This is a genomic window from Streptomyces sp. ADI95-17, assembly GCF_003846175.1.
GTDB lineage: Bacteria > Actinomycetota > Actinomycetes > Streptomycetales > Streptomycetaceae > Streptomyces > Streptomyces sanglieri.
On record NZ_ML123045.1, the window covers coordinates 263332 to 276742 of the forward strand.

Consider the following 13411-nt stretch of genomic DNA (forward strand, 5'->3'; position numbering starts at 1 on the left):
GGAATCTCCGGGTCCATGGTGGCGCATGCCCGATCGGGCCGCCGGTGAACCGAGTTGGGGACACGTCGGCCGCCGGCCGCCGGGACGGCCGCGGCCTACTTCGAGATGTTCGGCGGATTGATCGGGGCCGTGGCCAGCGACTGCGGCGAGGTGGTCGAGGCATAGGCCGAGGGGGCGGCCACGGAGGCCGACGGGTCGGCCTTGGCGGGCTCGTCCGCCTGGGCCGGGACACCGCCGACGATGCGGATGCCCGCCTCGTCGAAGGCCCGCTTGATCCGCCAGCGCAGCTCGCGCTCCACGCCCAGCGCCTTGCCCGGCATCGTCTTGGCGCTCAGCCGCACCGTCATCGAGTCCAGGAGCACGGAGTCCAGGCCCAGGATCTCCACCGGGCCCCACAGGCGCTCGTTCCAGGGGTCTTCCTTGGCCATGGCCGCGGCGGCCTCGGTGATCACCGTACGGACCTTGTCGAGGTTCTCGGTGGGGCGCACCGTCACATCGACGCCGGCCGTGGACCAGCCCTGGCTGAGGTTGCCGATCCGCTTCACCTCGCCGTTGCGGACGTACCAGATCTCACCGTTGTCGCCGCGCAGCTTCGTGACCCGCAGGCCGACCTCGATGACCTCGCCGGAGGCGACGCCCGCGTCGATGGTGTCGCCCACGCCGTACTGGTCCTCCAGGATCATGAAGACACCGGAGAGGAAGTCGGTGACCAGGTTGCGCGCACCGAAACCGAGCGCCACACCGGCCACACCGGCGGAGGCCAGCAGCGGGGCCAGGTTGATCTGGAAGGCGCCCAGGATCATCAGGGCGGCGGTGCCGAGGATCAGGAACGACGCGACCGAGCGGAGTACCGAACCGATCGCCTCCGAGCGCTGGCGGCGACGCTCCGCGTTGACCAGCAGCCCGCCGAGTGCGGTGCCCTCCACCGCCTGGGCGCTGCGGTTCATCCGTTCTATGAGCTTGGTCAGAGCACGCCGGATCGCTGTCCGCAACACGATCGCGATCGCCGCGATGAGGATGATGCGCAGACTGGTGTTCAGCCAGGTGGACCAGTTCTCCTCAACCCAGCCCGCGGCGTCGCCGGCCTGCTTGGCGGCTTCGTCCAACGAGCTGCCGGGCTCGGGTGACGGGGCTGCGGCCAACAGGGCGGACAGGGACACGGTGGGACCTCCAGGTGGGCGACGACGGCCCGACCACACTAACGGGGCATCGTGCGTACTCCGTTGCCGTGACCGAGGGGAGAGACACCTCTCACGAGGGGATACCCAGGTCGGGTGGCGGATACGGCGAGCGGCCGGCGCGGCGGTCTGTGGCCGATCGCACATCGGGTGCGGCCGCCCGGACAGCGCCGCCGGAGCGCCCGCTTCCGGCACGCCGCCGCGGCACGGGCGGCGGGCGGCCCGGAGAAAAATCCTCCCGGCCCGTTACCCGCACGTGGTGGCGCTTCGACCAGGCAGGAGTAGAGACTGAGATCGGATCGTCCCGGCGCGAGCCACGCGCCGCCGGCGTACAAGGAGGCATCCACCGTGCCGCATGTCCTGGTTCTCAACGCGTCGTACGAGCCGCTCGGCGTCGTACCGCTCCGCCGCGCGCTCGTCCTCGTCCTCGAAAACAAGGCCATCTGCCTAGAGGAGTCCGGCGCCTTCATGCACAGTGCCACCCGGGCCGTCCCGGCCCCCAGCGTCGTCCGCCTGAAGCGGTTCGTACGCGTCCCCTACCGGGGGCCCGTGCCGTTGACCCGCAGGGCGCTGTTCGCCCGGGACGGGGGGCGCTGCATGTACTGCGGCGCCGCCGCGACCAGCGTCGACCACGTGATTCCGCGCAGTCGCGGCGGACAGCACGCCTGGGACAACGTGGTGGCCGCCTGCCGCCGCTGCAACCACGTCAAGGCGGACCGGCACCTGCCGGAGCTCGGCTGGCGGCTGCACCAGCAACCCGCCCCGCCCACGGGCCTGGCCTGGCGGATCATCGGCACGGGACACCGCGACCCGCGCTGGTTGCCGTACTTGCAACCGTTCGGCGCGGACGACGCCATGGCCCGGATCGACGGCATTTCAGCCTGAGAGATCCGGGCCTTCGTCGTCCCCGGGCGGAACGGGGCCGGACCGCTACTCCGTCCCGGCGACGGCGTAGGCCTCCACCGACCAGAGCGAGTAGCCGAACTCGCTGCCCCGGGCACCGCCCTGGACCCTGAGGTAGCGGGCGTCCTTCGCGTCCATCCGGACCGACTCCTGCCCGCCCCTGCCGTCCCGGACAGTCGCCGCCGTGCGCCAGCTGCGGCCGTCCGAGGAGACCTGGAGCCGGTAGCGGGCGGCGTACGCGTCCTGCCAGTTCAGCACCACCCGGCCGATCCGGGCGGTCCGCGGCAGCTCCGCCTGCCACCAGGCGTTGTCCTCGACCGGTGAGGACCAGCGGGTCTCCGGATCGCCGTCGGCGGCGGCCGACGCCGGGAAGTCGGGGGTCTCGTCGCCGGACGAGGACGCGGTGGCGGTACGCAGCAGATCGGGGCCCGCGGTGCGCGGGAACGCCCGGACGGTGAGCGTGCTGCGCTCGTCGCCGAAGCTCAGCGGCACCTCGTACTCCCCGGCCGGGGTGCCCGCCGGGACCGTGATCTCGACCGGGACCTCGGTACGCGAACCCCGTGGCACCCTCGTCTGCTTCGGGATGTCCACCTTGATGCCCTTGGGCGCCTTCGCGGTGAGCGCGCCACGCACCTCGGTGGGGCGCCGGGCGGCCAGGCGCGCGTCGACCCGCTGCGGCCCGCCGCCGATCTCGGCGTCCGTCTCGCCGCGCGCGAGATCGAGCCGGGCCGCGGGCTCGTCGCCGAACCAGGGCACCAGCGCGTGCACCCGGGGAGCCGGCACCGAGGTTTTCCCGGCGGCGTTGCTCCCGGGGGCCATCGGCGCCACCGGGCCCGCGACGACCGGAGGCATCGACGGGCCGCCCGTGGGCCAGCTGATCCGGATCGCGTCGGTCCGCAGCCCCTTGCCCGCCGTCTGGGTCCAGCCGGTCTCCGACAGCGTGCCCAGGCGGCGCCAGCCCTCGCCGGGCACATGCGCCTCCAGCGTCGCGCCGGCCACCGTGCCGCCGCCGGGCAGGGTCATCGCCGTCACGGCCTCCACCGGACGCGACCGGTTCAGCCGGACCGTGTAGCTGCCCGGGGCCCTGGTGACCGTACCGGCGTCGCGGTCCGCGCCCGTCCAGGCGTCCGCCTCCCGGCGCACCCGGTCCAGGAACGGGCCCAGGACCCCCTTGCCGACCGTCGCGCCGTCCGCCTTCGCCGCCTTGCGCAGCGGCTCCAGGGCCAGCGACGCCTGCCAGGCGGCGTCGCCGTCGCCGCGCGACTGGGCCTGGAGCAGATCCACGGCCTGCTCGCCCGCCCGGCCGTACCGGGACAACTGCTCGGTCCACGGACGCACTTCGCCGTCCAGACGCCCGTCCGCCAGGCCCTTCAGCCGCTGCGGGGCCTCCCGCATCACGGTGAACGCCTCCCGCAGCGCACGCGCCGCGTCGTCCCGGGCCGTCACGTCGTGCTCCGCGCGGGACTTCCAGAACGCGGCAAGCAGCGGCCGCAGATACGCGGACTCGTCACCGCCCAGCACCGACGTCGCACTGTTCCCGGCCAGCGCGCGCAGCGCCTCCCTGGTGCGGGCGTCACCGCCCGCCAGATCGTCTATCGCCGCCCGCCAGGACTCCTGCGGCCGGTAACCCTTCGGGTTCCAGGCGAAGTCGGCGGCGGTGAACAGCGGGATGCGGGACGCGGAGGGCTGTTCCATCGCGTTGGCGAGCAGCGCCGCGGAACCCATGGCCACCGCCGGGTCCCGGCCGGTGTACGGGCCGAGGAAGATCCGGTCCTGGGCGTAGTCGTTGACCGGGTAGTTGTCCATCGTGACCAGCGGGTGCCCGAACGCGGCGCGGGCACCGGCCAGTTCCCCGCCGGTGATGGTCCTCGGCACGACCCCGACCCCGGTCCAGGCGATCTGGACCCGGTCGTCCAGCTCCTCGGCCAGCGCCTTGCGGTAGTCGGTGGACCCGTCCTGGTAGAACTCCGTCGGCATCACCGACAGCGGCTGCGAACCCGGATACCGGTCCGCGAGGTGCCGCGCCACCTCGCCGGCCACCCGGGCCTGCGCCCTGGCCGCCGCCCGGGGGCCGCTGCCGAAGGTCTCGGCGTCGCTGTCGCAGTGCCATTCGCTGTAGCTGACGTCCTGGAACTGGAGCTGGAAGACCCGCACGCCCAGCGCCCACATCGAGTCGAGCTTCTTCGTCAGCGCCTTCACGTCACCGGCCGACGACATGCACATGGCCTGGCCCGGGGCGACGGCCCAGCCGAGCGTCACATGCTCGGCGCGGGCCCGCTCGGCCAGCGCCCGGAAGTCGGCGCGCCGGTCGGCGGGGTAGGGGTCGCGCCAACGGGCCTGCCGGTAGGGGTCGTCGCCCGCCGCGTACAGATACCGGTTCTGCTTGGTGCGCCCCATGAAGCCGATCTGGGCCAGCCGCTCCTGACGGGTCCACGGCTGCCCGTAGAAGCCCTCGGTCATCCCGCGCACGGCGGTGCCCGGCCAGTCCCTGACGGTGACCCCGGCGACGCCTCCGTCCCGGATCAGCTGCCGCAGCGTCTGCACGCCGTGGAAGAGGCCGTCCTCGCCCACACCGTCCACGGCGACGGTGTCCCGGCCCGCGACCCTGCCGACCGCGATCCGGTAGCCCCCGCCGGGCAGATCGCCGCGCTCCGGGGCACGCAGGGTGCGCAGCGCGTCGCGGGCGGTGCCGCCGCCGAGCCTGATGACCGGGCCGCGGCCGGGCAGGGCCTCGTGGACGGTGTGCACGCCCGCGTCCCGCAGGACGCGCCGGAGCGCGTCGACCGCGTACGGATCGGCGTGCGCGTCGGCGACGAGGGTGGCCTCGGCGGTCAGCGGTACGGACTGTCCGGCGGCCTCGATGGACTGCGGCCGGGGCCATACGGCGGGCAGCCCCGCGTCGTCCGTGCGGTCGGAGGTGGTGAAGGCGGGGGAGCCGGGTGCCGAAGGGGCCGCGACGGCGGCCGGGGTTCCTGTGGAGAGCAGTCCGCCGAGCACGGCGACCGCGATGGCCGTCGCCTGCTTTCCGCGCCTGAGCCGCATCGCTCGTCTCCCTCGTTCCGCCGGTGGCCCCCGGCGTTCGGGCCGGTGGGCTCCGAGCCCACCACCCGCGCGCGAGGGTGTCAATGCGCGTGGGTGGTGTGCCGGAAATGCCCGAAGTCGCAGATGGGGCGGGCCGCGGCCGGGCAGGGCGGCGGACGCCAAAGATGACGCCGGATGGCCGAAAAGAGCGGACAACTTGCGGGGAACCGGCCCGGGGGGAACGGAATGTGACCCAGGGCACGTTGGACTCGTTGTGATGACGCCTACGTCTGTGGTCGAGCCCGCCGGGTAGGTCTGCTGTGTCCTGTATCCCCACGGCCAGGAGGCCGCCATGCCCGCCGCCGCACAGCTTCTGCTCTCCGCCCTCTCCGCACAGGTGCCGGACGCCGCCGCCCCGCCGGCCGACGCGCCCCCGGCTCCCGGCCCCGGCGCACTGCTGGTCCCGGCGCTCCGCACCGGCCCGCTGACCAGTGAGCCGCCGCTCGCCGACGCGATACCCCTCACCAGCGAGCCGCCGCTCGCCGACGCCACCCCCCTGACCAGCGAACCCCCGCTCGCCGTAAACGCCCCGCTGACCAGCGAGCCGGCCACGTCCGGCGGCGCGTGGGGCACGGAGTCCCCAGGAGTCTGAATGGGCTTGTCCCGGCTCGCCGCACTGCACGGCGTCGCCACCTCCTACTCCCCGTCCGCCGATGCGACGGTGTCCGTCCCCGACGACACGGTCGTCGCCGTGCTCGCCGCGCTCGGCGTGGACGCCGCCACACCCGAGGCGGTACGGGAGTCGCTCGCCGCCGCCGAGTCCGCGGCCCGCTCCCGGCTGCTCCCGCCGACGCTGGTGGTGTGGACCGGCGAGCCGCTGCCCGCGGCCCTGACCGGCCTGCCGCCCGGCACCACGCTGGAGATCCACCTCGAAGACCCCGGCTCGGACCCGCTCCCGCGGATGCGCGTTCCGGCCGACCGACCGGATCCGGCCGTTTCGGCCCGGTGCGCCGCCGGCGGGCGTACGGACCCCGGAGGCGGCCGGGGCGCGGGCGGCACGGGCGGGGTGCCGGACGCCGGTGCGCAAGCGCCCGCGGCCCCCGCCTGGTGGACCGAGCCGCCGCTCGGGGTGCACCGGCTGGCCGTGCGGGCACCCGGCGGCCGTACCGGGTCCGGCACGCTCGTCGTCGCCCCGCCCCGGGCGCCCCGGCCGCCCGCCCGCAGCCACGGCTTCCTCGTCCAGCTCTACTCCCTGCTCTCCGCCCGATCCTGGGGCATGGGCGACCTCGGGGACCTCGCCGACCTCGCCGCCTGGTCCGGCCGGATGCTGGGCGCCGGCTTCGTCCAGGTCAACCCGCTGCACGCCGCGGTACCCGGCCGCCCCTCCGACCCGTCCCCCTACCGCCCCTCCTCGCGGCGCTTCCCCGACCCCGTGCATCTGCACATCGAGTCCATCCCCGAGTACGGGCACGTGACGGACCGGGGCACCCTCGACGACCTGCGGCAGGACGCCGCGACGCTCAGCGACACCGTCCTGAACAAGGGCGCCCTGATCGACCGTGACGCCGTCTGGGAGCTCAAGCGCCAGGCTCTCGAACTCGTACGGGAGGTGCCCCTCACCCCGGGCCGCCGCGCCGCGTACTGTGACTTCCTGGCCGAGCAGGGGCAGGCCCTGGAGGACCACGCCCTGTGGTGCGCCCTCGCCGAGGTGCACGGCCCCGACTGGCACACCTGGCCCGCCGGGCTGCGCGACCCCCGCTCCAAGGAGACCGCCCGAGCCCGCGGCGAACTGCTGGACCGGGTCGACCTCCACTGCCGGCTCGCCTGGCTGACCGACGGTCAGCTCGCCGACGCCCAGCGCGCAGCGCTCGACGCGGGCATGTCCGTCGGCGTCGTCCACGACCTCGCCGTCGGCGTGCACCCCGGCGGTGCCGACGCCTGGGCCCAGCAGGACGCCTTCGCGCACGGCATGTCCGTCGGCGCGCCCCCGGACGCCTTCAACGCCCGGGGCCAGGACTGGGGCCTGCCGCCCTGGCGCCCGGACGTCCTGGCCGCGTCGGGCTACGCCCCGTACCGCGGACTGCTGCGCGGGCTCCTCGCCCACGCGGGCGCCCTGCGCATCGACCACGTCATGGGCCTGTTCCGGCTCTGGTGGGTGCCCGAGGGGCGCCCGCCCACCGAGGGCACCTACGTCGGCCACGACGCCGAGGCGATGCTCGCCGTCCTCGTCCTGGAGGCACACCGGGCCGGCGCGGTCGTCATGGGGGAGGACCTCGGCACCGTCGAGCCCGGGGTGCGCGAGGAGCTGGCCCGGCGCGGGGTGCTCGGCACCTCCGTCCTCTGGTTCGAGCGGGACTGGGCGGGCACCGGCCGCCCACTGGCCCCCGAGCAGTGGCGCGAGGACTGCCTGGCGACGGTCACCACTCACGACCTGCCGTCCACCGCGGCCCGGCTGAGCGGCGACCATGTGACGCTGCGCCACCGCCTGGGCCTGCTCACCCGCCCCCTCGACCAGGAGCTGACGGCGGACGCGGCGGACACCACCGAATGGCTGGGGTACCTCTCCCGTCTCGGCCTGCTCCCCGAGGGCGAGGGCGACGAGGAGGGCGCCGTACGCGCCGTGCACCGCTTCCTGCTGCGCACCCCCGCCCGCATGACCGGCGTCTGGCTGCCCGACGCGCTGGGCGACCGCCGCCCGCAGAACCTCCCCGGCACCTGGGACCAGTACCCCAACTGGCGTCTGCCCGTCGCCGATGCGGAGGGCCACCCGGTCACCCTGGAGGAACTGGCCGCCGCGCCCCGCCTGCACCGGCTGATGGAGGTCTTCGAGCGACGCGGCGACCACCCGGAGTCCGCCCGGTGACCCGGCCCGCGATCGAGGTCGCGGCCGGGCCCGCGATCCGTCCCGGAACCGGGCCCGTTCCGTCACCCCGGACTCGGCCCGGGATCCCGCCCCGGATCCCGCCCCGAACCCCGTACGGCACCCCCGGGCGCGCGCCCCTCGCGGGCGTTCGCTACGTTTGCACCGTGGACAAGAAGAACGCTATGCGCGCCGGCGCCGTCGCGGCCGGAACGACGCTGATGATGCTGCTCATGTCGTCCCCCGCGCTCGCGCTCACCCGCGACGACGGTGACGACCCGGGGCCCGGCCTGAGCGCGATGGAGACCATCGGCCTCTACGTCGTGGCACCCATCGTCCTGTTCCTGGTCATCACGGGCCTGGTCATGGTCCTGGACAAGTCCAAGAAGCAGGCCTGACGCTCCACGCCCCTCCCGAGTGCGCCGCAGGTACTCCCCGAGTACCGCGCGGCGCACACGCATGTCCGCGACCGGTCCCCCCGTCCGGGGCGCCGGGTAGGTTGCGGCCATGATCGAGTGGGACGTCAAGAAGCTCCGCATCCTGCGCACCCTGCGCGACCGGGGCACGGTCACCGCCACCGCACAGGCCCTGCTGATGACCCCCTCCGGGGTCTCGCAGCAGCTCTCCGGTCTGTCCAGGCAGCTCGGCGTACCGCTCCTGGAAGCCCAGGGCAGACGGGTCAGGCTCACCGACGCCGCACACCTGGTGCTGCGTCACGCCGAGGCGGTCTTCGCCCAACTGGAGCGCGCCGACGCCGAACTGACCGGCTATCTGCGCGGCGAGGCCGGCGAGGTACGGATCGCGGCGTTCTCCACGGCGGTGTCCGCCCTCGTCGTACCGGCGATCCAGCGGCTGCGGGCCGAGAACCGCCCGGGTCCCGACGTGCGGGTGCGGGAGGCGGAGGCCGCGCAGGCGTACGAGCTGCTGGTCGCCGGTGACGTGGACCTCGCGCTCTCCCTCGCCGCACACGCCCCGACGGCCCGCGATCCCCGCTTCGCGGTGCTGCCGCTGCTCGCGGACCCCCTGGACGTGGCGCTGCCCGCGGACCACCGCCTCGCCGCCGCGTCCGCCCTCCGGCTGGCGGACCTCTCCGGCGAGCCCTGGATCTTCGGCGGCTCGGGGCCCTGGTCGCAGATCACGACGGCCGCCTGCGAGGCCGCCGGGTTCGTGCCCGAGCAGGCGCACAGCGCCTCCGGCTGGACGGCGATCCTGGCCATGGTCGAGGCGGGCATGGGCGTGGCACTGGTCCCGCGCATGGCGTCGGCGGAACGCCGCAGCCGGGGCGGCGTGGTGATGCGGGCGCTCGACGCCGACCAGCCGCGCCGCCATGTGGTGGCGGCGGTACGGCAGGGCGCCGAGCGGGGCCCCGCGGTGGCCAGGGTTCTCGCCGCGCTCACCACGACCGCCGAATCGTTCACTTCTGCTGAATAGACAGTGAAAGAACTTTCGCTGGACCTGATGGGTCTTCCGCCGTGACAGTAGGCGCATGACCTTCGACCAGAATGAGAACCACCACGAGGACCCCCACGCCAACGACGCGGCCCCGTACAGCGGTGGTGACCCGTACGCCGACTACCGGACCACCGACCTCCCCTTCACCGAACTCGTCGACCTCGCCGACCGCCGCCTCGGCGCGGGCGTGATCGCGGCCAACGACGAGTTCTTCGCCCAGCGCGAGAACCTCCTGCTCCGGGAGCGCGCGGTCTTCGACCCCGAGCACTTCGGCCACAAGGGCAAGATCATGGACGGCTGGGAGACCCGCCGCCGACGCGGCGCGGACGCGGAGCACCCGTTCCCGGCCCCCGACGAGCACGACTGGGCGCTGATCCGGCTCGGCGCCCCCGGCATCATCCGCGGCATCGTCGTCGACACGGCCCACTTCCGCGGCAACTACCCGCAGCGCGTCTCGGTCCAGGCCACCTCGGTCGAGGGCTCGCCCGGCCCCGCCGAACTCCTCGCCGACGACGTGAAGTGGGAGGAGATCGTCCCGCCGACCCCCGTGCGCGGCCACGCCGCCAACGGCTTCGAGATCACCGGCGGCCGCCGCTACACCCACGTACGCCTGTGCCAGCACCCCGACGGCGGCATCGCCCGCCTCCGCGTCCACGGCGAGGTCCTCCCCGACCCGTCCTGGCTCGCCACGCTCGGCACGTTCGACCTGATCTCGGTCCTGAACGGCGGCAGTTACGAGGACGCCTCCGACCGCTTCTACTCCTCGCCGACCCAGATCATCCTGCCTGGCACCTCCCGCAAGATGGACGACGGCTGGGAGAACCGCCGCCGCCGGGTCCGCGACACGAACGACTGGGTCCGCTTCCGGCTGCCCGCCCAGGGTGCGGTCCGCGCGATCGAGATCGACACGGCCTACCTCAAGGGCAACTCGGCCGGCTGGATCGCCCTCCAGGGCCGCAACGGCGAGACCGGCGAATGGTTCGAGATCATCCCCCGCACCCGGCTCCAGCCCGACACCCTGCACCGCTTCCCGCTCCGCGCCCAGGCGATCGTCACCCACGTCCGCCTCGACGCCTTCCCGGACGGCGGCGTCGCCCGCATGCGCCTGCACGGCAGCCTGACGGAATCCGGCGCGACCGAACTCGCCCACCGCTACGAGGAGTCGGGCGCTTAGCCGGACCCCGGGCACCCCTGCTCCCGCCCGTCGGACGGCTGCGCGATGGCGCCCGTCCGACGGGCGGTATCCAGCGCCACACGGCCCGGAGCACGAAGAAGGGGCGCCCCGCCACGGGAGGCGCCCCTCACTGCTTCACCGTCCGGCGCGTTACACCGTCGCCGCCGCCGCGTCGGCCGTGCGGGCCTTCAGCGCGCGTTCGACGCCCGAGCGGGACTCCGACACCAGGCGGCGCAGGGCCGCGCCCGGCTCCGCCGAGGCGAACCAGGCGTCCGTGGCGTCCAGGGTGGCCTGCGAGACCTGGAGGGCCGGGTAGAGGCCGATCGCGACCTGCTGGGCCATCTCGTGGCTGCGCGAGTCCCAGACGTCCTTGACCGTGGCGAAGAACTTCTCCGCGTACGGGGCCAGCAGTTCGCGCTGGTCGGTCTGGACGAAGCCGGTGATGACCGCCTCCTGGAGGGAGTTCGGCAGCTTGTCGGACTCGACGACCGAGGCCCACGCCTCCGCCTTCGCCTCCTCGGTGGGGCGTGCCGCGCGGGCGGTCGCCGCGTGGCGCTCGCCCGCCGCCGTCTTGTCACGCTCGTACTCGGCGGCGATCTCGTCCTCTTCGAGGAGACCGGTCGCGGCGAGCCGCTCGACGAACGCCCAGCGCAGCTCGGTGTCGACGGCCAGGCCCTCGATCGTCTCCCGGCCGTCGAGCAGCGACTGGAGCAGGTCCGTCTGCTGCGGGGTGCGGGCCGTCGCCGCGAAGGCGCGGGCCCAGGCCAGCTGGTGGTCGCTGCCCGGCTCCGCCGCGCGCAGGTGCGCGAGCGTGGCCTCGGTCCACCGGGTCAGCCCGGCCTCGCGCCACTCCGGCGCCGCGTACAGGTCCACCGCCAGCTTCACCTGGCGGTGCAGCGACTGGACGACGCCGATGTCCGACTCCTTGCCGATGCCGGAGAGCACCAGGGCCAGGTAATCGCGGGTGGCCAGCTCGCCGTCGCGGGTCATGTCCCAGGCGGAGGCCCAGCACAGGGCGCGGGGGAGGGACTCGGTGAAGTCACCGAGGTGCTCGGTGACGACCCGCAGCGACTCCTCGTCGAGCCGGACCTTCGCGTACGAGAGGTCGTCGTCGTTGAGCAGGATCACCGCGGGGCGGGCGGTGCCGGCCGGGAACGGCACTGTCGTGCGCGCGCCGTCGACGTCCAGCTCGATCCGGTCCGTACGGACCAGCTTGCCGGAGCCGTCGAGTTCGTAGCAGCCGATGGCGATGCGGTGCGGCCGCAGCGTCGGCTCGCCCTTCGCGCCGGCCGGCAGGGCCGGGGCCTCCTGGAGCACGGTGAACGACGTGACGTGGCCGTTCTCGTCCGTGGTGATCTCCGGGCGCAGGATGTTGATGCCCGCCGTCTCCAGCCACGCCTTCGACCAGGTCTTCAGGTCGCGGCCGGAGGTCTCCTCCAGTGCGCCCAGCAGGTCGGACAGCCGGGTGTTGCCGAACGCGTGCGCCTTGAAGTACGCCTGGACGCCCTTGAAGAACTCGTCCATGCCGACGTACGCCACCAGCTGCTTCAGGACCGAGGCGCCCTTGGCGTAGGTGATCCCGTCGAAGTTGACCAGCACGTCGTCCAGGTCACGGATGTCCGCCATGATCGGGTGCGTGGAGGGCAGCTGGTCCTGGCGGTACGCCCATGTCTTCATGGAGTTGGCGAACGTGGTCCAGGAATGCGGCCACTTCGACCCCTCGGCGTACGCCTGGCAGGCGATCGAGGTGTACGTGGCGAACGACTCGTTCAGCCAGAGGTCGTTCCACCACTCCATGGTGACCAGGTCGCCGAACCACATGTGGGCCAGCTCGTGGAGGATGGTCTCGGCCCGCGTCTCGTACGCGGCGTCCGTGACCTTCGAGCGGAACACGTACTGGTCGCGGATGGTGACCGCGCCCGCGTTCTCCATCGCGCCCGCGTTGAACTCCGGGACGAAGAGCTGGTCGTACTTGGCGAACGGGTAGTCGTAGTCGAACTTCTCCTGGAACCAGTCGAAGCCCTGCCGGGTGACGTCGAAGATCGCGTCCGCGTCGAGGAACTCGGCCAGCGACGGACGGCAGTAGATGCCGAGCGGGACGGACCGGCCGTCCTTCTCGTAGCTGCTGTGCACCGAGTGGTACGGGCCGACGATCAGGGCCGTGATGTACGACGAGATGCGCGGCGTCGGCTCGAAGGACCAGACGTTGTCCTTCGGCTCGGGCGTCGGAGAGTTCGAGATGACCGTCCAGCCCTCCGGAGCCGTCACGGTGAACCGGAACGTCGCCTTCAGGTCCGGCTGCTCGAAGCTCGCGAAGACACGGCGGGCGTCCGGCACCTCGAACTGGGTGTAGAGGTACGCCTGCTGGTCGACCGGGTCGACGAAGCGGTGCAGGCCCTCGCCCGTGTTGGTGTACGCGCAGTCGGCGACGACCTTCAGCTCGTTGGAGCCCGCGACCAGGTGCGGCAGTGCGATGCGCGAGTCGCGGAACACGGCCGCGACGTCCAGCGACCTGCCGTTCAGCTCGACCTCGTGCACGGCCGGGGCGACCAGGTCGATGAAGGTCTCCGCACCGGCTTCGGCGGAGTCGAAGCGCACGGTGGTCACGGACCGGTAGGTGCCGCCCTCCTGCGCTCCGGAGAGGTCGAGATCGATCTCGTACGCGTCCACGGTCAGCAGGCGCGCCCGCTCCTGTGCCTCTTCGCGGGTCAGATTCGTGCCAGGCACGCGGTCATCTCCTTGGTATGTGACGTTTCCGGTCATCCTTCCACGTCGCAGGCCTCGGTGGAGTGGCCACAGGCGTGCTACCAGCGGTAGTATTGG

General features: G+C 73.4%; 9 protein-coding genes. 6 read left to right on the forward strand and 3 right to left on the reverse strand.

Features of this window, described 5'->3' with window-relative positions:
* Positions 1-95: 95 nt before the first annotated feature.
* The gene (locus EES42_RS09280) at positions 96-1160 is read right to left on the reverse strand and encodes a mechanosensitive ion channel family protein (RefSeq protein WP_164495208.1); all 1065 of its coding nucleotides are present in this window, start codon (positions 1158-1160) and stop codon (positions 96-98) included.
* Between the two features lie 366 nt (positions 1161-1526).
* On the opposite strand from EES42_RS09280, the gene EES42_RS09285 reads away from it, so the two are divergent.
* Complete coding sequence (locus tag EES42_RS09285) at positions 1527-2063, forward strand: HNH endonuclease (protein WP_018552807.1); 537 nt, start codon at positions 1527-1529, stop codon at positions 2061-2063.
* 45 nt (positions 2064-2108) lie between these two features.
* On the opposite strand, the gene EES42_RS09290 is transcribed toward EES42_RS09285, so the two are convergent.
* Positions 2109-5123, reverse strand: coding sequence for a beta-N-acetylglucosaminidase domain-containing protein (locus tag EES42_RS09290; RefSeq protein ID WP_124717668.1), 3015 nt, complete (start codon positions 5121-5123; stop codon positions 2109-2111).
* 331 nt (positions 5124-5454) lie between these two features.
* Between EES42_RS09290 and EES42_RS09295 the strand changes: the two genes are divergently transcribed.
* From EES42_RS09295 to alc, 5 genes are all read left to right on the forward strand, one after another.
* On the forward strand, positions 5455-5754 hold the full coding sequence (locus EES42_RS09295; protein WP_124717669.1) for a hypothetical protein: 300 nt from the start codon (positions 5455-5457) through the stop codon (positions 5752-5754).
* Positions 5755-7965 (forward strand): 4-alpha-glucanotransferase, encoded by a 2211-nt coding sequence (gene malQ, locus EES42_RS09300; RefSeq protein WP_124717670.1) that lies wholly within the window; start codon positions 5755-5757, stop codon positions 7963-7965.
* Positions 7966-8129: 164 nt separating this feature from the next.
* Complete coding sequence (locus tag EES42_RS09305; RefSeq protein ID WP_124717671.1) at positions 8130-8360, forward strand: hypothetical protein; 231 nt, start codon at positions 8130-8132, stop codon at positions 8358-8360.
* Between the two features lie 109 nt (positions 8361-8469).
* On the forward strand, positions 8470-9393 hold the full coding sequence (locus EES42_RS09310) for a LysR family transcriptional regulator (protein ID WP_124717672.1): 924 nt from the start codon (positions 8470-8472) through the stop codon (positions 9391-9393).
* Between the two features lie 55 nt (positions 9394-9448).
* On the forward strand, positions 9449-10588 hold the full coding sequence (gene alc / locus EES42_RS09315; RefSeq protein WP_124717673.1) for an allantoicase: 1140 nt from the start codon (positions 9449-9451) through the stop codon (positions 10586-10588).
* 150 nt (positions 10589-10738) lie between these two features.
* Here alc and pepN read toward each other — a convergent pair whose 3' ends face one another.
* Entirely contained in the window at positions 10739-13315 is a 2577-nt protein-coding gene (gene pepN / locus EES42_RS09320; protein WP_124717674.1) for an aminopeptidase N, read from the reverse strand.
* Positions 13316-13411: the final 96 nt, after the last annotated feature.

Bases quoted from the DNA above. Each gene is read 5' to 3' on its own strand.
- EES42_RS09295 (WP_124717669.1), top strand. From the start codon at position 5,455: ATGCCCGCCGCCGCACAGCTTCTGCTCTCCGCCCTCTCCGCACAGGTG.
- EES42_RS09290 (WP_124717668.1), bottom strand. From the start codon at position 5,123: ATGCGGCTCAGGCGCGGAAAGCAGGCGACGGCCATCGCGGTCGCCGTG.
- alc (WP_124717673.1), top strand. From the start codon at position 9,449: ATGACCTTCGACCAGAATGAGAACCACCACGAGGACCCCCACGCCAAC.
- malQ (WP_124717670.1), top strand. From the start codon at position 5,755: ATGGGCTTGTCCCGGCTCGCCGCACTGCACGGCGTCGCCACCTCCTAC.
- EES42_RS09310 (WP_124717672.1), top strand. From the start codon at position 8,470: ATGATCGAGTGGGACGTCAAGAAGCTCCGCATCCTGCGCACCCTGCGC.